Raw genomic sequence first — 24,170 nt, 5'->3', positions numbered from 1 at the left:
CCATCTTCCAACTCCCATCTCCGATTTCATGGCCGCCATCGACTCACTCCTTCGCACCATGCTCGACAAGGGCGGTTCTGATTTGCACCTGACCGTCGGTCTCCCCGCCAAGTCGCGTATCTCCGGTTCGCTCCAAGTCATCGGCGACAAGCCGCTCGACGCGAAACAAATGGAAGCCTACCTCAAGGAAATCTGCCCGCCGAAACGCTGGACGGAATTCCTGGAGAAAAAAGACCTCGACCTCGCGCACGAAGTCCCCGGCCTCGCCCGTTTCCGCGCCAACTTCCTCTACAACCACTGGGGCCAGGGCGCGGTGCTCCGCCAGATTCCCGCAAAAATTCTTTCGTTCGCGCAGCTGAATTTACCCGAGGCGCTCAAGAAACTTTGCCACCTCGACCAGGGCCTCGTCGTCGTCACCGGCCCGACCGGCTCCGGCAAATCGACCACGCTCGCCGCGATGATCGATTACATTAACGATAACCTCGCGCGCCACATCATCACGATCGAAGACCCGATCGAGTTCGTCCATCAATGCAAGAAGTCGGTCATCGTGCACCGCGAAGTCGGCGATCACACCGCGACCTTCGGTGCCGCGTTGAAAGGCGCGATGCGCCACGATCCCGACATCGTGCTCCTCGGCGAAATGCGCGAAATGGAAACCATCAAGCTCGCGCTTTCCTGCGCCTCGATGGGCATGCTCGTGTTCGGCACGCTCCACACCAACAACGCGCCGAAAACCGTCGACCGCATCATAAACACCTTTCCCGCCGAAGAACAAAACCAGGTGCGCGTCATGCTCGCCGGCGCGCTCGCGGGTGTCGTTGCCCAGCTGCTTTGCAAAAAAATTCCGAAGGGCCGCGTCGCCGTGCACGAGATTTTGCTCCAGCACGAAGCGCTGCCGAATACGATTCGCTCCGGCCAGATCGCCAACATCCGCAGCATCATCGAAAGCGGTGCGGCCGACGGCATGATCACGATGGACAACAGCCTCATGGCGCGCGTCAAAGACGGCACCGTCGAAGCCAAGGAAGCCTACATGAAAGGCTCCAACAAAGCGCTCTTCGCCCCGCTATTGAAGCCCGGCGACCTCGACGGCGACGGCCATTAATCAGGTAGGGCCCGACCTCCGGGCGGGCCGGTTAGGTAGGGGCGGTTATCCTTTGCCGGGCGACGGCCCGGACAAATCCTGGCCGGCCAGCAAGACCGGAACAGGGCTAACCGCCCTTTCGTTCAAAAATGATATCACGTTCGAGGGCGGTTAAGGATAACCGCCCCTACCTCGATGCAATCGTCACGCCCGGATTTATTTCCGGCTCAACTCCGCCACGCCCTCGATTTCCAACTTCGCGCCGTAATGCAAACCGCCGCACGGGATCACCGCGCGCGCGGGTTTGTGCGTGCCGAAAAACTGCGCGTAGACCGCATTCACTTTTGGCCAATCGGCCACGTCGGCCACGTAGATCGTGACCTTCGCGATGTCGGTTAATTTGCCGCCGGCGGCTTCGACCACGGCGCGCATATTATTCAGCGTGCGCAGCGCCTCCTCCTCAATCGTGCCCGCAACAAATTTTCCCGTCGCCGCGTCGATCGGCAACTGGCCTGAAATAAACAACAAGCCGCCCACTTGGACGCCGGGTGAATAATGACCGAGCGGAGCCGGCACGTTGGGAAGGGCGATAAATTTCATGCCGCGATTAAGACGCTACACGAGTCGCCTGCCGAGCGGCATTACGCTAAAATCGGGATTTCTCCTACGAACCGTCACTCGCCACGTCGCTCTCAAAAGCGTTTAATTTCAAAAAGTGAGTTCGACCGCCGACACCTTTCCCGCTGACGACACCAGCCACGTCCCGGCTCTTCCCGAGCACGTGCCTTTGGCATGCCCGCTCTGCGGCCAGCTCCACACCCGCATCAAACTGCGTCCCGGCGATACCAGCAAATGCGTGCGTTGCGACTCTCAGCTCGCGCGCGGGCGCGCTTCGAACTGGATCGTCACCTTCGCGTGGGTGTTGACCGGGCTGATTTTGTGGGTGCCCGCCAACCTGCTGCCCATCGTAAACGTCTCCCAACTCGGTAACGCGCACCGCAGCCAGCTCATCACCGGAGCAATCAGTTTGTGGGATCAAGGCATGCCGTGGGTTTCCGTGCTGGTGGTGCTGTGCGGCATCGTCGCGCCGCTTTTGTTACTGCTGACGTTTGGCGCCGTGCTCGTGCCGATCGTGTTCGGCCGGCCATCAGCGCGCGTGCGTTTCATGATCAGCTGGCTGCGCAGCTTCGAGTTGTGGTCAATTCCTGAAGTCTACCTGCTCGCCGTGCTGGTGGCGTTTATCAAGCTCAGTTCGCTCGCGCGGGCCGAGCCGGCGGCAGGCTTGTGGTGCTACGCGGTGATGTCGTTCGCGCTGCTCATTGCGTGGCGGCGCTTCGATATCGATGAAGCCGCCCAAGCGCTCACGACCGAAAAAATCAAAGGCCCCGTCACATGAGCCGCACCCTGCATTGCCACGCGTGCACGCTCGCGTTGACCAACGTTGCTTCCGAGGTGGAAACGCAAATCTGTCCGCGTTGCTCCAGCACGCTGCACTACCGGCAGCCTCACTCGCTCGCGCGTAGCTCGGCCTTTGCCGTCGCCGGACTCATCATGCTCGTGCCGGCTAACATTCTGCCGGTGCTCAGCATCGAACTGCTCGGCAAGGCGCGCACCGACACGATTTTCTCCGGCGTGGTCTCGTTATTTCGCGACGGCTTGTGGGGCATCGCGTTGATCGTGTTCGCCGCGTCGATACTCGTCCCGCTGCTCAAACTCGTGAGCCTCGGCATCCTCATTCACGCCGTGCACACGAAATCGATCAAACGCCGCCGCGGGCTGACGAAGCTTTATGCGTTCGTAAAATTCATCGGCCGCTGGTCGATGCTCGATGTCTTCCTCGTCGCGTTCCTCGCGGGCGCAGTGCAATTCGGCTCCATTGCCAGCGTGCGGCCTGAGCCCGGCGTGATCGCCTTCGCCGCCGCCGTCGTGCTCACGATTTTCGCCACCGAAACCTTCGATTCCCGCCTGCTCTGGGACATCGACGAAATTTCAACGCCCGACGAGCAGACCAAAGCTCCGACACCGTAGGCTATTTCTCTCACCGCTCAACTCTCAGCTCTCAACTTTCCGTCGCCCATGACTAACAAACCGCCCGCTCCCGTCATTATTCGCTCCCGCAAATCGCTTCCGCTGATTTGGATCGTGCCGCTCATCGCGCTCGTGGTCGGCGGCTGGCTCATCGCGCGCAACTCCCGCGACCACGGCCCGGAAATCATCATCCGCTTCCAAAACGGCGCCGGCATCGAACCGGGCAAAACCATTCTCGAACACAAAGGCGTCGCCGTCGGCGCAGTGCAAAGCGTCGACCTCGACGAAAAACTCGACGGCGTGCTCGTCAAAGTGCAACTCGCCAAAAACGCCGCGTCGCTCGCACGTGCCGATTCCGAGTTCTGGCTCGTGCGCCCGGAAATCGGTTTCTCCGGCATTAAGGGCCTCGACACTTTATTCAGCGGCCCGCGCCTGAAAGTCCGTCCGGGCACCGGCGGCCAACCCGCCACCGAATTCGTCGGCCTGCGTCGCGCCCCGCTCCTCGAAAACAGCGACCGCGGCCGTTCCTTCGTGCTCCGCTCTGACAAACTCGGCGCCCTCACGCCCGGAGCGCCCATTTTTTTCCGCGAAATGAAAGTCGGTTTCGTGGAGACGCATAAACTTACGCCCAATGCCGACGGCGTGCTCGTGCGCATTCGCATTCGCACCCCTTACGATCAACTTGTTCGCACCGACACCAAGTTTTGGAACTCCGGCGGCGTCTCCGTCAAAGTCGGCCTGCTCGGCGCCGAGATCCGCAGCAACTCGCTCGAATCCCTCATCACCGGCGGCGTCGCCTTCGCCACCCCGGAAACTCCCAACAGTCAGCCCGCCAACGAAGGCACCGAGTTCATCCTCGCCGACGAAATGGACAAAGACTGGCTCAAATGGAAACCGAAGATTCCGATCACCGAGTCCACCGAAGGCTGGGAAACCTCCCCCGCCGAACCGGAGCCGACGAATTAAGTGGCGACCTCACGTTGGTGATCCCACCGGCTTCACTTCGAATTTTTACTTACCGAATTCTTCTTTTTGGCGAAACCAAGTTACCAGCAAATATCCCCAAAAAATTGCCTGTGAAAGTCCGATCAGGAAACGCCAAGCGAGTTCGTTGATAGACCCAGTATTGAATAGACTATCGGAGATCAGAGATCCCAGCGATAGAGCGAGCATTGCGCTCAGTAATGCCAACACCAATCGCCAACCCAAAATGCGCTTCTTGAGCGAAACTACGGCGGCAGTGACGCAGGTTAATGATGCAGCGACAAGTAATGCTCTGGCTTGCGATGAGTGATACTTGACGACTGTGCCGCTCAACCTCGAGGACGATACCCTTTTGCCTCCGGTTGCCGCAGCAAAAGCCGAAAGGACTGCGACAAGAACGAGTAGCACGTTAATTTTATTCATCTTCAGGCTGGGTTAAGCGTTCCAGTTTACTCAAACTCAACATGGCATCCCTCGCCGCACTGCCACACATCTCATCCGTCGGTCGTAAACTGGCACACACCGCCGGACGCTCAGGTTTCCCGAAGATCGCGCAGCGCATGTCGTCCAATAATTGCACGCACGGAATCCCCGCCGGTTTGCCGTGAGGCATTCCAGGAATCGGCGAGGAAATCGACGGCGCGATGCAACACGCGCCGCAGTGCGAGCGACATTCCATGATTTTTTTAACCACGGATAACTCGGGGATACACGGATAAATTTGCCGTAGGTTCGCTCGGATCCGTGTTCATCCGCGCAATCCGTGGTCAAAACAGCCTGACATCTTTCTTGGCGCTGCCGCGCCCAGTCGCTACCAAGACAGCCACATGAGTTCACTTTCACCGGAGGCCATGACTCCGCAAAGCCTCGAGGCTTTTCTCCACGAAAAAATTCCGCTCACGCTCGCGATGGGCCTGCGCGTGGCCGAAAGCAGCCCGCACCACCTCGTGCTCGAAGCGCCACTCGCCCCGAATCGTAATCACCTCGGCACCGCGTTCGGCGGTGCGTTGCACACGATGCCGATTCTGGCGTGTTACTCCGCACTGTGGATGACGCTGCGCGACGCCGGCATCGATGCGCACGTCGTGGTGAAACGCAGCTACGCGGACTACAAGCGGCCCGTCACTGGCGCGTTGCGCGCCGTGGCCACGCGTCCGCCGCCTGGCATTTCCGCCGAGTTTATCGAAGACCTCCGCCGCCACAAAAAAGCGCGCATGGATCTGGAAGCGATCGTCGAAGGCCCGAACGGAAAAAATGCCGTCGAGTTTCACGGCAGCTTCGTGGCGTTGGTGTGAGTTTTCTAGGGCAGGCGCGCTGACGCACCGAATTACAGCAGGCTTGCTCTGGGCGAAAGGTCGCTGCGGACTTCGCGCATGTTACCCCTGCGCGCCCCTCTTCGCGTTCTCCGCGATTGCGTTCGTAAATTCGTTTCGCTGCCGGTCACCTTGGCGGCGTTCGCCAGCGCGCCGCTCTCTCTGAATACCGCGACTGCCGCCGAAACCGAAACTCATTACCTTTCCGGTCGCGGCCCGGCTGACGCCGTGCCGTGGAAATTCACGGTCACGGGCGGCCGGCGCGCCGGTGAAACGGCCACGATTCCCGTGCCGTCACACTGGGAACTCCAAGGCTTCGGTTCTTACGACTACGGCCAGGTTCATCCAAAGAAAGGCGACGAGCGCGGGTTCTACCGCACGAATTTTAAAGTGCCCGCGCAGTGGGAAGGCCGCCGCGTGCGCCTCGTGTTCGGCGCGGTGATGACCGACACCGCTGTGAAACTGAACGGCAAATCCGCGGGACCGATTCACCAAGGCGGCTTCACGCAATTCAGCTACGACGTCACGTCTCTCCTTAACTTTTCCGGCGACAACCTCCTCGAAGTCGAGGTGAGCAAAGTTTCCGCCGACGCCCTCACCGAGCGCGCCGAACGCGGCGGCGATTATTGGGTGTTCGGCGGCATCTACCGCGCCGTCTGGCTCGAAGCCACGCCCGCAAACTCCATCGAACACGTCGCGATCGACGCGCGCGCCGACGGCACGTTCACCGTCGATGTCACCCTCGGTGCGCTGCGCGACAAAGTCCGCCCCAGCGGCCCGTCGATCATCGCGGAAAGCCTCGACGCACAAATTTTCGATGCGGACAAAAAACCGGTCGGCGAAAAATTCTCCGCGAAAATCCCTGCCGGCGGCACGGGCCGCTTGCGCCTGAGCACGCGCGCCGCTTCACCGAAATTATGGACGGCGGAAACGCCCCACCTCTACACGGTGCAACTCACGCGCCGTCGCGGCGACGAAGCGCTGCACACCACGACCACACGATTCGGGTTTCGCACGTTTGAGGTGCGCGACGGCGAAGGGCTTTTCGTCAACGGCCAGCGCGTGCTCTTGAAGGGCGTCAACCGTCACAGCTTCCGTCCCGAGTCGGGTCGCGCACTGGATCGCGAAGACTGTTACGCAGACGCGCGCCTGATTCGCGCGATGAATATGAACGCCGTGCGCATGTCGCACTACCCGCCCGATAAAGCGTTTCTCGAAGCGTGCGACGAACTCGGCCTTTACGTGCTGAACGAACTCAGCGGCTGGCAAGCCGCGCACGGCACCGCCATCGGTCGCCTGCTCGTGCGTGAACTCGTCGAGCGCGACGTCAACCACCCGAGCATCATCATCTGGGACAACGGCAATGAAGGCGGCTGGAACCGCGACCTCGACGGCGACTTCGCACTCTACGATCCGCAACAGCGGCCGGTGATTCACCCGTGGGATCCGTTCGGCGGCCTCGATACTTTCCATTACACGAGCTACGCCGAGCATGCGCGCCGCTTGCAGGGCCCGAACCTTGTCATGCCCACGGAAATTCTCCACGCACTCTACGACGGCGGCGCCGGCGCGGGCTTGCACGACTATTGGGAAGCCACGCGCAAATCAAAGTTCGGCGCGGGCCTGTTCATCTGGGATTTCGCCGATGAAGCCATCGTGCGCAGCGATCGCGACGGCTCGCTTGATCCGTTCAGCACGTTCGCGCCCGACGGGATCGTCGGCCCGCATTTCGAAAAAGAGGGCAGCTACCACGCCGTGCGCCATGTGTGGTCGCCAGTGCAAATCGATGCGCCCGTGCTCGACGAGAAATTCACCGGCGCGCTCACGCTGCACAACCACTACGATTTCACTTCGCTCGCCGCATGCCGCATCGAGTGGTCGTGGCTGCGCTTCGACGGCTTCGCGCAAACCGCGCTCGCCAACGGCCACAGCGTCGGGCCGGACATCGCAGCGCACACGAGCGGCGAACTGAAATTAAATTTACCCGCCAACTGGCGCGAAGCCGACGCGCTCGCTCTCACCGTCAAAGATCCCAATGGCGAACCGCTCTGGACTTGGATGTGGGCCACGCCGGCACTCGCGGAACGCACGAACGCACTCATACCTCCCGAAAAAGCCGCGACGGCTTCCGCGCCGAAAGCAGAGAACGCCGCCGGACGCATTTCGCTTACCGCCGGGAAAACCTCCGCGACCTTCGACGCCGCGACGGGTTCGCTCGTGACGTTGCGCGCCGGTGAGAAAACTTTCGCGCTCCGCAACGGCCCGCGCCTCGCTTACGCGCGGCCAGCCACGGCAGCAGCGGTCAATTGGTTGTCGTGGCGCGAAGAATCTTTGCCCGCGAGCGCGCCGAATTCAGCGCTCACGCGCTTTCTCGCCATGCCGCAAACCGCCAGTTCGATCGAACTCGCCTTCGAAACGCCGCGAGGCACGCCTTACTCGGGTTGCCAGATCGAAATTTCTGCGGACGGAGAAAAATGGAAAACAATCTTCGACGCCTCGCGCCGCAGCACGGACGGCGCGCGTTACGAATTTCCGCCGCAGCGCGTCGCCGCCGTGCGCGTATCGAAACTTCTCCATGCCGACGGCACGCCCGCACAGGTGAAAACGCTTCGCATCGGCCACGCCGCCGGACGTTTCCCCGAGGAAAAATCCACCGCACCCACCGTGGTGACCACCGGCACGAACAGTGATGGCGCGTGGCTCGAAAGCCGCGGCGGTCTCGCAAATTTCCGTTGGACGCTGCGCGCCGACGAGACGCTGCGCCTCGACTACGATTACGCGCTCTCCGGCGAATTTATTTATCACGGCATCACCTTCGATCACGACGAAGCCGCGATGAAGTCGCTGCGCTGGCTCGGCGAAGGCCCGAACCGGGTCTGGCAAAATCGCCTGCACGGCACGTGGCTCGGCGTCCACGAAACCGCGCGCCACGTGCTCCAACCAGGCGAGTCGTTTCAGTATCCCGAATTTGAAGGTTACTTCGCCGGCGTGCGTCGCGCTCGTTTGGAAACCACCGCCGGCGCGCTCACGATCGTTTCCGCCCCACCGGAAACATTTCTGCGCCTCGGCACCTCGCGCATCAGCCATCCGAACACGACGGTGGATTTCCCCGCCGGTGACATTTCCTTCCTCCACGCGATCCCGGCGATGGGTTCAAAATTCATCAGCGCCGCCAACTCCGGCCCCAGCGGCCAACCCGCGCAAGCCAGCGGCACGTATCGCGGGACGTTGGTGTTTTTTACCAGCGAGTTGCCGAAATAAAGCTCCGCCGCGCACCGGATGATTAATTGGAGGCGGGGCCATTAGCCCCGCGGGTTCACTATTGATCGATAATGTAGGCGGCCCGCTTGCGGGCCACGTGGCGTGCAAACGCGAAACCTACAAGAGCGTAAAAACGCAATGCCTCTCAGGGCTCATGGCCCCGCCTCCACAAAAACCAAATTGGAACTGGGCTCAGATCTCGGGCTACTTCGAACCTCAAATATGTTTCGAGTCGTCGGCGTCTTTTTTCACGTAGCCGCTTTCCTGACGAGCGTGGTTCACGGCGTTCTTCTTTAAATACGCCTGGTAAACATCGTCGGGCGTCATGCCGAGCGTCTGCGCCAATGACACGAGAAAGTGAAACAGATCCACGACTTCGACCTTGGCGTTTTGCTCGTCGAATTTCTGGTATTTCGCCCACCATTTCCATGGCACGCTGTCGATTAACTCCGCCGTTTCCTGCTGCATGGCGCGGGTGTAATTGAGGATCCACTTGGCCTTTTCCTCATCCGAAGCGGGCGGAAGCGAAACGCCAATCCGCTGATTCAACGCATCTTGCATACGGAAGATCTCTTCGAGTTTGTCCATGAGTGCGGAGCTTGAAAGGGCGTTTTCCCTCTGGCAAGCCCGTGGCCGGGGAAAATTTAAGTTGCTCTCTCAGAGGGGGCGGACGACGTTGACGGCCTTATTTGCCGCTGTTTGCCGCGCGCTTGCGCGAGGCTGAGCAAGAATTTCGAGCTCCGGCTGGCATTCACATCGCGCCGCCACCCCTTGGCAGGCGCTTCTAACCAACAACATAGATAGACATGTCCTCCACAGAATCGTCCGGTGCTCCAGCCGAAGCCACCGCGACCCCTTCGGCTCCTGCAGCCGCGTTCCCTTCATTCGGCTCTACTCGCGGCTCGGGCCTGGCCCGCGGTAAACGTCCTGCGGTCGCTCCGGCGGCTGCCTCCACGGCCTCGTCCGACTACAAGCCCACCGCCATCGAAGTCGTCACTGCTCCCCGCGAATACCAAAACCCGTTCGCCCCGGCCGAAACGCCGGCTGCCGTTGCTCCTGAAGTCATCGCCGCGCCTGCCCCGCAGGCTCCCGTTGCCCCAGTGGCTCCTGTTGGTGCACCCGACAACTACGTCGCTCCTGCCGCCATCGAACCCGCCGCTGTCGCTCCCGTCCTCCCTACCGAAGACGAAAAGCCGGCCGGCCTGAACATCCTTGAGCCACTCCAACAGAAAGCCACGCCTGCCCAAACTTGGGAAAGCGAAGGTTTCCGTCCGGCTCGCGAACAACGTCAGGAACGCCCACGTCGCGAGGAATCGCGTCGTGACGAACCCCGCCGTGAAGAGCGCAGCGAACAACCCGCCGAACCCGTGGACATCTCCGCGATCCCGGCGAAGTTCCTCTACGTGCGTCCCGGCTACAATTACGTGCCGACTCCCTCGAACTTCGGCGGCGCTCCTCGTGAGCGCGCTCCGCGTGGCGAACACGCTTCCTCCGGCGCCTCGGCTCCAGCTCCGCGCACCAGCGAAGCTCCGAAACACTCGCACTCGTCCTCAACGGCTGCCAAGCCCGCGAGCGGCGGCGGTTTCTTCGGCTGGCTGAAATCGCTTTTCGGCGGCTCGTCGGAAACTCCGGCCGCTCCGCACGCGCGCACCCAAAGCGAACACCGCTCCGGCGGCGCCCGCCCGCAAGATCAGCAACGCGAAGGTGGCCAAGGTCGCGGCGACAATCGTCGTCGTCACCGTGGCGGTCGCGGTCGCAGTGGTGGCGGCGGCGGTGGTCATCGCAACAGCGGTGGCAGCCAGCAAGGTGGCGTCTAAGCCACTTCGCACTTGCCGCGCACTGAGCGCCAATCGCACTCTCAAGGCGTCCGCATTCCGCGGGCGCCTTTTTATTTTCTGCCGGGCGACTGGCCCGGATAAACACCGGGCTCGCAGCCAGCCAGCAACGGTGCGCCGGTCTGAGTTTCGCGTTTTTCAACTTTCAGCTTCTCACTTTCAACTCCCTCAATGGCCGATCTCATCATCCACGGCGGCAAACCCCTCAGCGGCACCATCACGCCCTCAGGTAACAAAAACTCGATCCTCCCGATCCTCTGCGCGACGCTGCTCACCGACGCCAAAGTCACGTTACTCAACGTGCCCAACATCACCGACGTCGAAAAACTCGTGACGTTTTTCAGCGGGCAGGGCTCGAACATCACGTGGAACCGCGCCACCAATCGCCTCGACCTCGACCACTCGGGTTTCGATGCGAAAGGCCTCAACGGCGAACTTCCCGTCGGCATGCGCTCCGCCGTATTGCTCTTCGCACCGTTGCTGCAACGCATGCGGAAAATCTCCATCCCCAGCGACGCCAAGGGCTGCTCGCTCGGCATCCGCGAAATCGATCCGCACCTGGAAATTCTCGAAAAACTCGGTGCCATCATCTCACGCGGCGACACGTTGACGATGCGCCTGAAGAAAAACTTCCACGGCGGCCGCCACTGGCCGGATTACATGTCCGTCACCGCGACGGAAAACTTCGTCATGGCCGCCGTCCTCGCCGACGGCGAATCCGTCTTGCTCAACGCCGCCAGCGAACCGCACGTGCAGGACGTCTGCGAAGTCCTCGTCGCGATGGGCGCGAAAATCGCCGGCCTCGGCACGAGCCAGCTCACCGTCACCGGCGTGAAATCGCTCAAAGGCGGCACTTTCACCATCAACACCGATCACCACGAAGTCGTCACCTTCCTCGCCCTCGGCGCGATCACCGGCGGCGAAGTGAAAGTTAAAAACTCACTCCCGCAGCACTTCGATTTGATCAACCGCTCGTTCGCCAAACTCGGCGTTAAAATCGATTACCAAGGCGACACCGCTCTCGTCCGCAAAAACCAGAAGCTCGTCGTCGAAGAACCGTTCACGACCAACCTGCTGCCAAAAATCGAAGCCGCGCCGTGGCCCTATTTTCCCGTGGACCTGCTGCCGGTCATGATCGCGCTCGGCGTGCGTTCAAAGGGCGCCGTGATGTTCTGGAATAAAGTTTACGAAGGCGGCTTCACGTGGATGTCGGAGCTTTCGAAGTTCGGCGCGCACGTTGTCGTCAGCGACCCGCACCGCATCACGGTGTTCGGCGCGAAACCGCTCCGCGCCGCGACCGTCGAGGCGCCGTATATTATTCGTGCCGCCGTCGCGCTCTACATGGTTGCCGCCAGCATCGAAGGAAAATCCGTTGTCAAAAACGCCGACACCATCAAGCGCGCCCACCCGAACTTCGTGGAAAACCTCCGCAGCCTCGGCGCCGAAGTGGAATGGAAGTAAAATCAATGATTAACCACAGAGACACAGAGAACACAGAGTTCCCATGCGTTTCTCCGTGCTCTCTGTGTCTCTGTGGTTCAATTAAAAACCATGCCTAAAGAGCCCGCCAACAAAGGCACCGATTTCCTCTCCACCGCGTTGACGTCACCCGTTTCGCCGGTCGAAGCCGCGTTGCGCCCGCTCTCGTTCAGCGATTTTGCCGGCCAACCGAAAACCGTCGAACGCCTCAAGGTCATGGTCGGCGCCGCCAAGCGTCGCGGCGAGGCCCTGAATCACATTCTGCTTTCCGGCCCGCCCGGCCTCGGCAAAACCACGCTCGCGTTCATCCTCGGTCACGAACTCGGTCGCAACGTCCGCGTCACCTCCGGCCCCGTGATCGAAAAAGCCGGCGACCTCGCCGGCCTGCTCACCAACCTCGAGGAAGGCGACATCCTCTTCATCGACGAAATCCACCGCATCCCAAAAACGGTTGAAGAATATCTTTACAGCGCGATGGAGGATTTCCGTCTCGATATTATGATCGACCAAGGCCCCAACGCCCGCAGCGTGCGCCTCTCGATTCCGCGCTTCACTCTCATCGGCGCAACCACGCGCTCGGGTTTGCTGACCGCGCCGTTGCGTTCGCGTTTCACGCTCAACACGCGCCTCGATTACTACGAACGCTCGACCCTTGAAGGGATCGTGCTGCGCAGTTGCGGATTGTTGAAAGTGGAAATCGACGCCGGCGGCGCCAAGGAAATCGCCAGCCGCGCTCGTGGCACGCCGCGCATCGCGAACAATCTCGTGAACTTTGTCCGCGACTACGCGTCCGAAAAAGCCAAAGGCAAAATCACGCAACCCGTCGCCGCCGCCGCGCTCGAACTCCTCGAGATCGACGCCGCCGGTCTCGACGAAATGGACAAACGTGTCCTGCGTCTGATGGCCGAAAATTACGGTGGCGGCCCCGTCGGCCTCGGCACCATCGCCATCGCCGTCGGCGAAGAAGCCGAAACACTCGAAGAAGTCCACGAGCCGTTTCTCATTCAGGAAGGCTACCTCGCCCGCACATCCCAAGGCCGCATTCTCACGCCCAAAGGCTACCACGCCATCGGCCTAAAAGCGTCCGCGGGCAGCAGCGACCAGCCGACGTTGTTATGATCCAGCCTTGAAGGTGGTCACCGGTCTCCGCACCGGCGACGGGGCGCGATTTTGACGATTCAATTTTCCGTTGCTTTCACGATCTGGCTATCGCGTGAGCGAATCGCTTTCCAAGTCGCTGTATAAAAGCACAACCAGGGCACAACGCTTACCAGTCCCCAAAAGTCCCCTTGCACCGCACTAAATAAAAACAGGCCGGACAGGACTACGACAGCGGCCAACACACAGATTTTCCTGATTCTCTGCCAACATTTCACGCCAGCGCCCCATTGCCCCGCTAGCATTCCGGCATTGAACAAAGCCCAGATGAGAAACGCTAAAAATATGAACGGAGCACCCATTAGCGGAATTCCAAGTGAATCGGCCCACCAAGGAAACTCACCTCGAATAGCGTCCAGGAAAAGTGAGCCAATAAACGCGCCCGTCACCACACCAGCGGCCAACGCACCCATTGATGCAATTTTCAACCACGATACGGGCCAACACGCCATGACTTTCCTCGGATTGCTCGCTGCTAAGATTAAACCAGCGAACAGCGCACACGTAACTCCGTAATCTTGAAACTTGATACTAGGCGTTAGAAATTCTGTCCGGAGGTTTGCATAGCTTTCGCTTGCATCTGCGACTTTGGGGTCAATCGACCTATAAAGGTGATCAAACTTCGCCTGATCATGATAGAGCGGCATCACCAAACCCGTAATGCCAACACCGAAGCCCAGCAAAGCGAGCAGTGTCGCCACGCGATGCGTCCGCCGGAATACATTGCCCACCGACCAACTCACGTCTTCGCCTCCTTCCCTGCTTCCTGTGAGAACCAGTCCACGTTCCGCGTGAAAAACATCACGGCGGCGAGCACCACGAACAGCGCCGTCGTTCCCGCGAGCAATGCGTAATCTTCCATCCGCAACACCACGTAGAGCACCGCGTGCACACTCGCGAGCAACGCCGCGATACTTGTCGCCCGCAGCGCGCTGCGTAGAATCGTGATGCTGTAACACACGATCAGCAGCGACGACGCCCCGGCGGCCGCAATGTAAGCCAATCCCGGCAGCATCACTTCTCCGAGCGCCAGCAACGCGAGGTAGAACAAACACAGCGCCGCGCCCACCAAGGCATAATGCACCGCGTGCAATCGCAACCCGGCGAGTGTCTCGAATAAAAAGAACGTGGTGAACACGAGCGTCAGCACCAGCGCGCCATGTTTGAGCGAACGCTCCGTCATGCGATAACCTTCCGCCGCCCGCACCGCCGGCGTGTCCGCCGCGACATCGACCGCGGTGCGCTCGGCGACTAATCGAGTGTGCACCTCCTCGCGATTGGCGCTGCGTTCCTGCCTGAGATCATTGATCAACTTCAACGGCACGTGGAGCACCAGCACGAGCGCGGCGATGAAGAGCAGTTTAAGCGTCACCGTATTCCGGCGGCGCGGCGTGTTCGTTTGAAGAAGCGGAGGTTGAGCGGCAGTTTCCATATCCAAATCCTGCACCTCCTGCGTGAACTCCTGATGAAGTCCGCATGAAATCCTGACGAAAACGCCTCTGTCCTTTGACACCTATTAAGTGTCAAACCGGATCGAGCAGCTTGATCGAAGCGCACCATGCTACGAATCGCGCACAAGCGGGAATGACACGTAATACGTGTCATGCGGATTCAGCAAAAACCTGCTCGGAGAGCAGGTTCCACCTTATAGGCACTTCACGGAGCCGCGCTCACTTGACACCTATTAAGTGTCAAACGGGCAACGTGAGCGTCGCGCGCGCGCCACCCTCCGCGCGATTTTCCAGCTTTACCTCGCCGCCGTGCAGGTGCGCGATCTCACGCACCAACGCGAGACCGAGGCCGGTGCTCTTTTTTCCGGAAGCGGGCCGCGGCAATGAATAAAAACGCTCGAACACCCGTGCCTGCGCGTAATCCGGCACGCCGGGCCCATGGTCTTCCACGACAAAACTCACGTGTCCATTCACCAGCGCACTGCGCAGTGTCACCACGCCATTCTGCGGCGAAAAATCGAGCGCGTTTTGCAGCAAGTTGACGAGCGCTTCGCGCAACAACACGCGCTCGCCACGCACCAGCGCGCGATCCGCCCTATCCTCGGCCGTCAGCGTCACTCGCGACGCTTCATATGCCGGTCGCATCGTATCCGCCACTTCACGCACCAAAGCACCGGGCTCGATCGCCTCGGTTTGCCGCAGCGCCTTGCGCGCTTCGAGGGAAGACAACTCCAGCAAACGCTCCACGATTTGCTGGATCCGCGCGGACTCGTTGCGGATGTTCGCCATGAATTTTTTTCGCTGCGCCTCCGGCATCGATTCGTCTAACAACTCCGCCGCGCCACGAATTGCCGCGAGGGGCGCTTTCACTTCATGCGCCAACACTTGCGTGTAGCGTTCGACATGCTGCCGGCCCTCGAGCGCGTCGCGCATTTCCTCGAAGGCTTGGCTGAGTTCCGCGATTTCCTTCGCACGTGATTGAATCGGAGCCGCCGCTCGCCCATCGCGCACGGTCCGCGCATACACCGTCAACCGTTCCAGCGAACGCGTGAGCTGGGCCGCGATCCACCACCCCGCGACGACCATAAATCCCGCAATGACGCCGCCCATGAACACCAGTCGCCAGCGCGCGCGCTTCACGCCGTCTTCCACCGCCGCGAGCGGACGGCCCACCCCAACCCAACCGAGGTGTTCACCGGAAAACATCACCCGCGACGCCACGCGCAATTCCCCATCCACGATCGCCACGTTGGAAACCTGATAATCTTCCGACGCCGCCCGCCCGCCTCCACGCAGCGACCACTCATAAATTTTTCCCTCGTCGTGGCCCGCGGAATCATAAGTCACGCGACCAAACTGATCGCACGCGAACACGCGCAACATCTCCGCGCGCTTCGGCAACACCGTAAATTTTTTCGTCCAGTCCTCACCTTTCGATTCGGGCGCGGCAAACGCCGCCATATACGCCGCCGTGTCACCGAGCGTGCGGCGCATCGACTCCACGTAACGCAGCCGCACATCCCGCAACACCAGCGCCATCAGCGCCGCGAGGCCGATGGCCGACGCGATCACATAAACGCCAAAGATCGCCGTGCGGATCCTCATTCGTCCTCGCGCAACGAATAACCCAGCCCGCGATGCGTCACGATCGGATCGGCGTCCGGCGCGATCTCACGCAGTTTCGCGCGCACCATTTTTACGTGCGCATCGACCGTGCGATCCAGCGCCGCGCCCGGATCGTCCCACGCCGCCGTCATCAACTGGTCGCGATTAAACACGCGCCCCGGCGACGCCAGCAACGCGGCGAGCAAGCGGTATTCGTTACGCGTCAGGTCGAGCGCCTGGCCGTGATAACTGATCCGACATTTCGCGTCATCGTGCACCCACGTCGAGACTTGAGGGCGTCTTCCTGAATCACGCACCGGAGTGGCGGGCGCGGGTGCAGTGGCCGCGCCGCCGTTTCCTTTCGAGCGCCGCAACACCGCGCGCACCCGCGCCGTGAGTTCGCGCGGGCTGAACGGTTTCGCCATGTAATCGTCCGCGCCCAGTTCCAAGCCGACAATTTTGTCCACTTCTCCGCTGCGAGCCGTGAGAAAAATTACCGGCACCGCCGCCGTGCGCTGCAACTCGCGGCACACATCGAACCCGCTCATATCCGGCAACCCTACATCGAGCACTACCAACACCACACCCGAATCAGGTTGTTTTAAAAATTCCAGAGCGTCGCGGCCCGTGGACTTCCACGTCGGAGCAAAACCCTCCGTCTGCAACGCATAGACCAACGTCTCCGCAATGGAGGCCTCATCTTCGACGACTAGAATCCCGGGGCGCGCAGGCAGCATCGAAAATGTCTGGCGCGTTGACTCGCGAAAATCAAGACGCGCCATTTCTGGCCTTGTTCCTGGGTTCCTGATTTCCAGATAAAAACAGAGCGGACAGCATTACCGCGAACCGCCGAGCACTTCCGCCACGCGCTCGCGGAGGTGTTTTACCGAGAATGGTTTTGCGAGCACCCCTTGCGGATGGATCGCGTGCGGCGGCAGGTTTGCGAGTTTCTGTGAGAAGCCGCTCATTAAAATTACCGGCACCGCGGAGTTCCATTTGTTCATCGCGGCGTGCGCTTCCAATCCATCCATGTGCGGCATGGTGATATCCATCACGACACACCGCAGCTCAGTCGCACGCGACCGGAATATCTCCACCGCTTCCACGCCGTCTTTCGCCTGCACTACTTCGAAGCCCAGCGTGGTGAGCATTTTGCCCGTCACTTCGACAATCAAGCGGTCGTCATCCACGACGAGCACCAAACCCGAGCCGCGCCAATTCGCATCGGGAGCCACGGCGATTTCCGCCGCCGGCGGGCGCGCCGCCAACGCCGGAAACGCCACGCGGAACAGCGCACCCTGACCGGGCGTGCTGATGACATTGATGGCACCGTGATGCGACCGCACCACGCCGCCCACCGCGGCAAGGCCGAGCCCCTGGCCGGCAAATTTCGTCGTAAAAAACGGTTCGAAAATCCGCGCGCGCACTTCCGGTTTCATGCCCGCTCCATTATCTTTGACTGCGAGCACCACGTAGTCACCGGGCGGGAGTTTCGCGCCGGGGAAAAGTTCGCCGAGTTCCTTCGCCTCCATCCGGGCGCTCCGCGTGGAAACAATAATCCGTCCTTCCTTGTCGCCGATCGCATCGGCGGCGTTAAGCAGCAAGTTAGTCACGACCTGCTGCAACTGCTGGCTCGCCGCGAGCATCAGCGCAAGCGGCTCGCCCCGTTCGAAGATCACGGTGACTTTTTTGTTCAACGTGGAATCGAGCAACGCGATCGTCTCGGCGACGAGCGTGTTGAGATTTAATTCAGTGAACGCGACCGGCGCGCGCCCCGCATAGGCGAGCATCTGCTGGCAAAGCGCGGCGGCCCGCGTCGCGGCATTTTCGATGCTCGCGAGCAAAGCTTGCGCGGTCTCGGCGTCGGCGGGCACCTCGTAACGCGCGAGGTTCGCGTTGCCGACGACCGCCGTCATGAGGTTGTTGAAATCATGCGCCATCCCGCCGGCGAGCACCACGAGGCTTTCGTGTTTCTGCATCTGCAAGAGCTGGCGTTCCTGCTCGATTTTCAATCCCTCGGCGCGCTTCTGCTCCGAGATGTCGCGCATGATAAACGACACCGAGCCCGCATCGCCATCGCTGCGGTGAACGATGGCGACGAGCGAGACCGGGACTTTGCGGCCGAGTCGGTCGGTGATTTCGATTTCGCCGCGCCACGTGCCGGTCGCGAGCGCCGTCGGGATCGCTTCGTTGCACAACCGGCGACCCGCGTCGCCTTCGAACACGTTGCGCACCGAGCGACCGGGCCACGGCACGCCGGACGCGGTTTGCCCCCACATGGTCAGCAGCGCGGCGTTCGCGTAGAGCACTTTGCCATCCGCATCCGTGGTGAGGATAAAATCCGGCGTCGCTTCGATAATCCTGAGCAGGCGCGTCACTTCGGCTTCTGCGCGTTTGCGATCGGTGATATCCACATGCGTGCCGGAAACACGCAACGGTTTGCCCGCGGCGTCGCGCATGACCACCGAGCCGCGCGCCTGGATCCAGCGCCACTCGCCGTTCTTCGCGCGCATGCGGAACTCGGCTTCGTAGAGTTCCGAATGCGCGCTGAGGTGTTCGTTCAACGCCATATCCACGCCCGCGTGATCGTCAGGATGGATGAGCGCGTGCCAGCGTTTGAAAAACGGCTCCGTCTCCGTCGCGGGATCGTAGCCCAGCATCGTGTAGAGGCGCGCGTTCGCATCGACGTGATTCGCAGGCACATTCCAATCCCACAAACCGAGCTTGGCGCCGGTGATGACGCGGTCGAGTTGCGCCTGACTCGCCGCGAGCTGGCGTTCGGCCTCATTGCGGCGCGTCACGAGCGTGCCGAGACCAAGGCCCACACCGGCCACCGCGACCTCGAACAACAAAAAGATGTAGGAAAAATCCCGCGTGGTTCCCGCCACCCGCATTGCGATTAACCCGATGAACATCACGAGCAACGTCGCGAGCGTCGCACCCGGCAATCCGTGGCGCACACAAATCCACACCAGGGGCAAAAAGCAGAGGTAAAACGCGCTGTGCTCGCGCAGCACCGGAATCGCGATCACCGCGAGCAGCGTGCCGAACAATACGGCCCAGCGAAACACATCGAAGACCAGCGCGCTGCCCGTGGATTTCGGCGCGCGCACCAACGGAGTGCGGCCCTGCAACCATGGTTCGACAAACACCATCACCACCGGCACCACGACCAGCAACCCGCTCGCATCCCCGATCCACCAATCCACCACGGAACGCGCAAACGTATCCGCATTCAACGTGTGGTTAAGCGTGGTCAAGTTGATGACCGAAGTGCCGACCAGCGCGGAGAACAACGGCGGCAGCGTGATCGCGAGACAAAAGATCAGCGTGGCACGTTTTCCATCGGGCAACAGGCGCGGCCCGAGATAACGCCGCACCAACCACGCGCCCGTGCCGTAGCTCAAGGTGAGCAATCCGGGGTAGAAAAAACCCGTCCACGTTTCGCGCGGCGTCGCGGTAAACCACGCTCCCGAAAAATTCACCAGATACACCAGCCAGAGGTAGCGCGGTCCGAGCAACACCAGCAGCGCGAACGCCAGCCCGCATGGCGGATACCACACGGAAACCGAAATCCCCGGGCTGACCTCAAACCAGTTAGCCGACAAATGCAGCGCGAAGTGCAACACCACGTAGGCGACGCACAGCAACAAAGGTCGGGAGGACGCAGGTTTCATCAGATCAACAAGCAAGTTTGAAGCCGCGAGCTGAACGTATTGATACACTTGTTGGCAAGCCGAGGGAGGTTCGATTGGGTAGGGAATTATCCTCAACCAACGACATCCTAACTTGGGAGGGCAGATCCTCGATGAGTCGCGGCCCCTCGGGACGACTCGGCCCACCGCAAAGGCATTTAAGCACGGCTCAATTTAGTCACCGCCGTCACAACGGCGCCGCCGTGAAATAATAAATGTTACCGTCGTCACTGCCGGCCACGACGGTGCTGCCGTCGCCGGAGATCGTGATCGGCCAGCTCATGTTACCCGACGGGCATTGCCAGCGCAGGTCTGCGGGAGAGGGCGAGGGCGTCAGCAGGCCGCTGCTGACATTTTCGAACAGGTAAAAATTGCCCGGCGTCCCGTCAGGGTGGCCGTCCGCGATCGCCATCAATCGTTTGGGCGTGTTCAGCGCCACGCAGTTCGGATTCCGCAAGGTGGGGAAACTACAGTTCAGCGTCGCGACGTTGTTCGCGTCACATTGCACGAAATACACCATGCCGCTGTCGCCTTGATTCACGACGCCGGCAAAGCCGCCGCCATCCGCTTCCACCGCCACTCCGTAGACCGCACCCGCGACGCCGGTGGCGTAGGTGTGCGTCGGCTGGCCCGTCTGGATGAAAGTTGCCCGGTTAAAGAGGTAGAAATTTCCGTTGGATCCGCCCGCGGCGAAAAAATTACCCGTCGACGCCAGATCGAGCATGTGGCAAAAATCCGAGCCTTTGCCACCGGGCACCTGCCAGGACTGGAGTTGCGTCAAGGTGCCGCCAGAATTGGAAAAAAGCGCGATATGCCCCGCATAGTCGGCGAGCACGATTGTCGTGCCGTCGCCCGAAATCCCCACGCTGACCACCCCATTCGTGTCGCCCGCGGGCATGCCTTGGTTGCTGGGCACAAACTCCGCCGCCTGCAAATAGCGGCTCGAGTTCACATCATAGCGAAACAGCAGCAAGCTCTCCGCCGCCGACACGAGCCACGTGCCGTCTTGCGAAAGCGCGACTTGGTTCACGCGCGACTGCGTGGTTTGGTTCAGCAAAATCGTGCCCGTCGCACCCTCGAACGCCTGCACGATTCCCTGCGGTGCGGTTTGCGAACCCAGTCCACCCGCCGCCGCTCGCGAGCCGTCGGCCGAAATCCCCACCCAATAAATTCCCTGCCAACCGTTGTAGGTCTGCGACCACAACAAATTACCCGCGCCATCGTAACAGTAGGTGCCGAAAATGCCGTTGTCCGTCGGCACGACGATGACGCCACTTTTGCCCGGACTCGACGCGCGACGCGGCTCGGCCTTCGGATAAACGTGGTAAAACGTGCCGCCGACCACGCGGCTGCCGTCGAACGACACCGCCACGGAGTTGATGAAATAACCGGGGGCCGGGGCGTTTTTCCAAGACGGGGTTTTGACGGCGATCAGGGGCGACGGGGAAGCGGCATCAGGAGCAGCGGAAGAGTTCATGGTAGGTGAAAAAGAAAACGTTGAAACGAAACCGACGGTGACGGGTGCGTTTCAATTTTCCGCCGCCGTGACCCGCAACGAAATTCACGAGCGGAATTTCATTCTTAACATTTCATTCACTCCCCATCGCAGAGCGCTGGCAACAAAGCCCCGCATCGGTGCTGAAATCCGCGTCCCGCACCCGCCACCACGACCTCTTGAGTCACCTCTTGACCCCGTGCGAACGCTGAGGGAATTTTGCGCGCCGTCATGTCTTCGCCGAAACCCACCATCTTCCTGAGCTACGCTTCCGAGGATCGCGCCTCGATCCGCCAGTTGCGCGACGCTTTGGTGGAGGCCGGCCTCGATCTCTGGTATGACGAAAGCGAACTCGGCGGCGGCGACGCGTGGGATCAGAAAATCCGCCGCCAGATTCGCGACTGCGATTATTTCATGCCAGTGATCTCCGCGACCACCGAGCGGCGCAAGGAAGGTTACTTCCGTCGCGAGTGGCGCATCGCCGTCGAACGCTCGCTCGACATGGCGGACGACGTGATGTTTTTGCTGCCGGTCTGCCTCGATGACACCAATGAACTCCACGCACGCGTGCCGGAGAAATTCATCTCGTTGCAATGGCTGCGCCTGCCCGGCGGCACGCCGACGCCTGCACTACATGCGCTGCTGCGCAAACTCGCCGCCGGCGATCACGCCGTGCCACCCGTGCTGGAAAAATCCGCGCCGGCAAAACGCTCCTCGCGCGCAACCCCGCCTACCCTGCCCTCCGGCAAGCAGCCCGCGGAAAATCATCACGACGGCCCGCCGCCGATGCCCGCGTTTCCGCACCTGTCTGAAAAAGCCAACATCGGCCACAGTTTCAAGTTCATTGCCGAGGTGATCTGGTGGGTGATCACGGCTGCGTGGCTGCTCATCAAACGCGCGCCCCGTTGGATCCGCATTCTCCTCTCCATTTGGTTCGTGTTTTTCGTTTTCTCCACCTGCACGCGCAACGGCAGCAGCGACAAACCCGCCAAACCCTCCGCAGAAAAATCGGCTCAAACCAAAGAAGAGAGCGATGCCAAGAAAGCCGCCGCCAACAAAGCCGTGCGCGACGCGATGGAGAAATTCTCCCAATTCACGCAGCCCAAACCGGGCACCGGCACCGAGCCGCCTTCCACGATCGGCGCCGTGGGCTCCGAAATCGCCCGCAGCATCGCATCAGGATTGGAAGGCCTCGAAAGCTACGGAAAGCAAATCGTCGTCGCGCCCTTTGCTTTCGGCAACGCCTCTGAAGCCGAGTCCAAAAAACTCAGCGACATCCTGGCCGCACTTTACGGACAGCTCGCCTTAAAGCGGCCTGAGGAGACCGCCATTAGCACGGCGCCACTCGCGACCTCCGACGAACAATCCACCGTTGCCCTCGGAAAACGATTGGGTGCCGACTACGTGCTCTGCGCGCAATTTCTCAACGACAACGGCGCCCCGACGCTCGACGTGCGCCTGTTAAAAACCTCGGACGCCAGCATCGCGTGGCAATCCACCTACCCGCTCGCCGATAAAGACGCGACCGAGCTCGGCACCCAGATCGCCACCGCCGTCCTCGCAGCCACGCCGGCGAAACCGTAACGACGCCTTTCGAAGGTGGAACCTGACCTCCGGGCAGGTTTAGAAGCGCACGCCGATCAGCCCGCCCGGAGGTCGGGCTCAACCACGAACCATCACCGCTGGAGGTTGAGAAAGTGGGTCTTGCCTCACTTGCGTGCGACGATTCGTTCAAGCTGATGAATTTCTCCAAGCATTGGGCGGCGACTCTGGATGACTATGCGATCGACCTCGCGTGGTCGCCCGATGGGAAAATCCTCGCGGCAGCTTCGACGGCGGGCACGGTGTCGTTGTTCGAGGCGGCGACGGGCGCGTTGCGCCACGCACTCGTCGGGCACGACGACGGCACGAATGCGCTTTCCTGGTCGGCCACCGGTGTGCTGCTCGCTACGGGCGGGCAGGATGGAAAGGTTAAATTCTGGAATCCTTCCAGTGGCTCGCTCGCGCACGAATACTTGCTCGGCACGGCGTGGGTTGAACATCTCGCGTGGCAGCCGGTGAAACGCGATCAGGTGTCAGCGATCAGCGGTCAGCTGTTGTTCGCGTCAGCAGGCAAAAAACTCGTCGCGTTGCGGGCGGATGGTTCGCTGGCACACGCGTTTCCCGACGCGCCGAAAACGATCACGGCGCTTGCGTGGCGGGCGGATGGCGCGGCGTGTGCGGTCGCGTATTTCGGCGGCGTGTGCGTGTGGGACGCGACGACGTTCGCGGTGCAAAAAGAATTTCCCTACGGCAACACGATCCACGCGCTCACGTGGTCGCCCGACGGCAAGTGGCTCGTCGCGGGTTGCCAGGACAACGCCGTGCACCTTTGGGTGCCGTCGGAGGACAACGAGTTTCACATGAGCGGTTACGAGACGAAGTTGAAAGAGCTCTCGTTCAGTCACGACGGCAAATGGCTCGCCACCGGTGGCGGCAAGGACGGCTGCGTGTGGGATTGCTCCGGCGCCGGCCCCGAAGGCCGCGAGCCGATGATGCTCCCGCACCAACACCGCGTGTGCGCCGTGGCGTTTCAACACCAGCACAGCTTGCTCGCGACCGCCGCAACCAACGGGGAATTTTGCCTGTGGTCGCCTTCGCGCAAAAATCCGCTCGTCGCGGAAGTAAAAATGCCGTCCGCCGCGACGCGTTTTACGTGGGTTCCGGATGACTCGTTGCTCGCGGTCGGCACCGAGAAGGGAAACATTTTCGTGTTCAAAACCGCGTAATTCGTTTCGCC

At 61.1% G+C, this 24,170-nt stretch carries 21 protein-coding genes; 11 read left to right on the top strand and 10 right to left on the bottom strand.

Annotated elements, in window-relative coordinates; all coding sequences use genetic code 11:
- Positions 1 to 28 precede the first annotated feature (28 nt).
- Positions 29 to 1,108, top strand: a complete 1,080-nt coding sequence (locus ACRRQW_RS11135; protein WP_438481445.1) for a type IV pilus twitching motility protein PilT — start codon at positions 29 to 31, stop codon at positions 1,106 to 1,108.
- Positions 1,109 to 1,303: 195 nt separating this feature from the next.
- Here ACRRQW_RS11135 and ACRRQW_RS11130 read toward each other — a convergent pair whose 3' ends face one another.
- Positions 1,304 to 1,687 carry a RidA family protein gene (locus tag ACRRQW_RS11130; protein ID WP_438481443.1) on the bottom strand — a complete coding sequence of 128 codons (384 nt, stop codon included), beginning with the start codon at positions 1,685 to 1,687 and terminating at the stop codon, positions 1,304 to 1,306.
- Between the two features lie 115 nt (positions 1,688 to 1,802).
- Here ACRRQW_RS11130 and ACRRQW_RS11125 point away from each other — a divergent pair, with 115 nt between their 5' ends.
- The 3 genes from ACRRQW_RS11125 to ACRRQW_RS11115 are packed head-to-tail and all read left to right on the top strand — an operon-like array spanning position 1,803 to position 4,081.
- Positions 1,803 to 2,483, top strand: coding sequence for a paraquat-inducible protein A (locus ACRRQW_RS11125; protein WP_438481442.1), 681 nt, complete (start codon positions 1,803 to 1,805; stop codon positions 2,481 to 2,483).
- Positions 2,480 to 3,115: a paraquat-inducible protein A gene (locus tag ACRRQW_RS11120; protein ID WP_438481441.1), complete on the top strand. Its 636-nt coding sequence runs from the start codon at positions 2,480 to 2,482 to the stop codon at positions 3,113 to 3,115. Before ACRRQW_RS11125 ends, ACRRQW_RS11120 begins: the two co-directional genes overlap by 4 nt.
- Positions 3,116 to 3,163: 48 nt before the next feature.
- On the top strand, positions 3,164 to 4,081 hold the full coding sequence (locus ACRRQW_RS11115; protein WP_438481440.1) for an intermembrane transport protein PqiB: 918 nt from the start codon (positions 3,164 to 3,166) through the stop codon (positions 4,079 to 4,081).
- A gap of 45 nt (positions 4,082 to 4,126) precedes the next feature.
- Here ACRRQW_RS11115 and ACRRQW_RS11110 read toward each other — a convergent pair whose 3' ends face one another.
- Positions 4,127 to 4,522, bottom strand: a complete 396-nt coding sequence (locus ACRRQW_RS11110; protein WP_438481439.1) for a hypothetical protein — start codon at positions 4,520 to 4,522, stop codon at positions 4,127 to 4,129.
- The gene (locus ACRRQW_RS11105) at positions 4,515 to 4,778 is read right to left on the bottom strand and encodes a YkgJ family cysteine cluster protein (RefSeq protein ID WP_438482354.1); all 264 of its coding nucleotides are present in this window, start codon (positions 4,776 to 4,778) and stop codon (positions 4,515 to 4,517) included. The genes ACRRQW_RS11110 and ACRRQW_RS11105 overlap by 8 nt, the downstream gene beginning before the upstream one ends.
- Positions 4,779 to 4,926: 148 nt before the next feature.
- Here ACRRQW_RS11105 and ACRRQW_RS11100 point away from each other — a divergent pair, with 148 nt between their 5' ends.
- Positions 4,927 to 5,394, top strand: coding sequence for a YiiD C-terminal domain-containing protein (locus tag ACRRQW_RS11100; RefSeq protein ID WP_438481438.1), 468 nt, complete (start codon positions 4,927 to 4,929; stop codon positions 5,392 to 5,394).
- Positions 5,395 to 5,472: 78 nt separating this feature from the next.
- Positions 5,473 to 8,673, top strand: coding sequence for a glycoside hydrolase family 2 TIM barrel-domain containing protein (locus tag ACRRQW_RS11095; protein ID WP_438481437.1), 3,201 nt, complete (start codon positions 5,473 to 5,475; stop codon positions 8,671 to 8,673).
- Between the two features lie 216 nt (positions 8,674 to 8,889).
- Here ACRRQW_RS11095 and ACRRQW_RS11090 read toward each other — a convergent pair whose 3' ends face one another.
- Positions 8,890 to 9,261, bottom strand: coding sequence for a dUTPase (locus tag ACRRQW_RS11090; protein WP_438481436.1), 372 nt, complete (start codon positions 9,259 to 9,261; stop codon positions 8,890 to 8,892).
- Between the two features lie 218 nt (positions 9,262 to 9,479).
- Here ACRRQW_RS11090 and ACRRQW_RS11085 point away from each other — a divergent pair, with 218 nt between their 5' ends.
- The 3 genes from ACRRQW_RS11085 to ruvB all read left to right on the top strand — a co-directional run bounded on the left by ACRRQW_RS11085 (position 9,480) and on the right by ruvB (position 13,106).
- On the top strand, positions 9,480 to 10,490 hold the full coding sequence (locus ACRRQW_RS11085) for a hypothetical protein (protein ID WP_438481435.1): 1,011 nt from the start codon (positions 9,480 to 9,482) through the stop codon (positions 10,488 to 10,490).
- A gap of 189 nt (positions 10,491 to 10,679) precedes the next feature.
- Positions 10,680 to 11,969 (top strand): UDP-N-acetylglucosamine 1-carboxyvinyltransferase, encoded by a 1,290-nt coding sequence (locus ACRRQW_RS11080; RefSeq protein WP_438481434.1) that lies wholly within the window; start codon positions 10,680 to 10,682, stop codon positions 11,967 to 11,969.
- Positions 11,970 to 12,059: 90 nt separating this feature from the next.
- The gene (ruvB, locus tag ACRRQW_RS11075) at positions 12,060 to 13,106 is read left to right on the top strand and encodes a Holliday junction branch migration DNA helicase RuvB (protein WP_438481433.1); all 1,047 of its coding nucleotides are present in this window, start codon (positions 12,060 to 12,062) and stop codon (positions 13,104 to 13,106) included.
- A 59-nt stretch (positions 13,107 to 13,165) separates the two neighbouring features.
- Here ruvB and ACRRQW_RS11070 read toward each other — a convergent pair whose 3' ends face one another.
- The 6 genes from ACRRQW_RS11070 to ACRRQW_RS11045 all read right to left on the bottom strand — a co-directional run bounded on the left by ACRRQW_RS11070 (position 13,166) and on the right by ACRRQW_RS11045 (position 21,373).
- The gene (locus ACRRQW_RS11070) at positions 13,166 to 13,846 is read right to left on the bottom strand and encodes a hypothetical protein (protein ID WP_438481432.1); all 681 of its coding nucleotides are present in this window, start codon (positions 13,844 to 13,846) and stop codon (positions 13,166 to 13,168) included.
- 38 nt (positions 13,847 to 13,884) lie between these two features.
- Positions 13,885 to 14,577: an inner membrane CreD family protein gene (locus ACRRQW_RS11065; protein WP_438481431.1), complete on the bottom strand. Its 693-nt coding sequence runs from the start codon at positions 14,575 to 14,577 to the stop codon at positions 13,885 to 13,887.
- A 259-nt stretch (positions 14,578 to 14,836) separates the two neighbouring features.
- On the bottom strand, positions 14,837 to 16,201 hold the full coding sequence (gene creC, locus ACRRQW_RS11060) for a two-component system sensor histidine kinase CreC (RefSeq protein ID WP_438481430.1): 1,365 nt from the start codon (positions 16,199 to 16,201) through the stop codon (positions 14,837 to 14,839).
- Positions 16,198 to 16,938, bottom strand: coding sequence for a two-component system response regulator CreB (gene creB, locus ACRRQW_RS11055; protein ID WP_438481429.1), 741 nt, complete (start codon positions 16,936 to 16,938; stop codon positions 16,198 to 16,200). Before creB ends, creC begins: the two co-directional genes overlap by 4 nt.
- Positions 16,939 to 17,037: 99 nt before the next feature.
- Positions 17,038 to 19,878, bottom strand: a complete 2,841-nt coding sequence (locus ACRRQW_RS11050) for a PAS domain-containing protein (protein WP_438481428.1) — start codon at positions 19,876 to 19,878, stop codon at positions 17,038 to 17,040.
- 205 nt (positions 19,879 to 20,083) lie between these two features.
- Positions 20,084 to 21,373: a WD40 repeat domain-containing protein gene (locus ACRRQW_RS11045; RefSeq protein WP_438481427.1), complete on the bottom strand. Its 1,290-nt coding sequence runs from the start codon at positions 21,371 to 21,373 to the stop codon at positions 20,084 to 20,086.
- 249 nt (positions 21,374 to 21,622) lie between these two features.
- Between ACRRQW_RS11045 and ACRRQW_RS11040 the strand changes: the two genes are divergently transcribed.
- Both ACRRQW_RS11040 and ACRRQW_RS11035 read left to right on the top strand, forming a co-directional pair.
- Positions 21,623 to 22,975, top strand: coding sequence for a TIR domain-containing protein (locus ACRRQW_RS11040; RefSeq protein ID WP_438481426.1), 1,353 nt, complete (start codon positions 21,623 to 21,625; stop codon positions 22,973 to 22,975).
- Positions 22,976 to 23,130: 155 nt separating this feature from the next.
- Complete coding sequence (locus tag ACRRQW_RS11035) at positions 23,131 to 24,159, top strand: WD40 repeat domain-containing protein (RefSeq protein WP_438481425.1); 1,029 nt, start codon at positions 23,131 to 23,133, stop codon at positions 24,157 to 24,159.
- The last annotated feature ends 11 nt before the right edge of the window (positions 24,160 to 24,170 follow it).

The organism is Oleiharenicola lentus (genome assembly GCF_051660365.1).
Taxonomy (GTDB): domain Bacteria; phylum Verrucomicrobiota; class Verrucomicrobiia; order Opitutales; family Opitutaceae; genus Lacunisphaera; species Lacunisphaera lenta_A.
The sequence above is the reverse complement of the archived record's forward strand: the minus strand, read 5'-3'. Positions and strand labels throughout refer to the sequence as shown.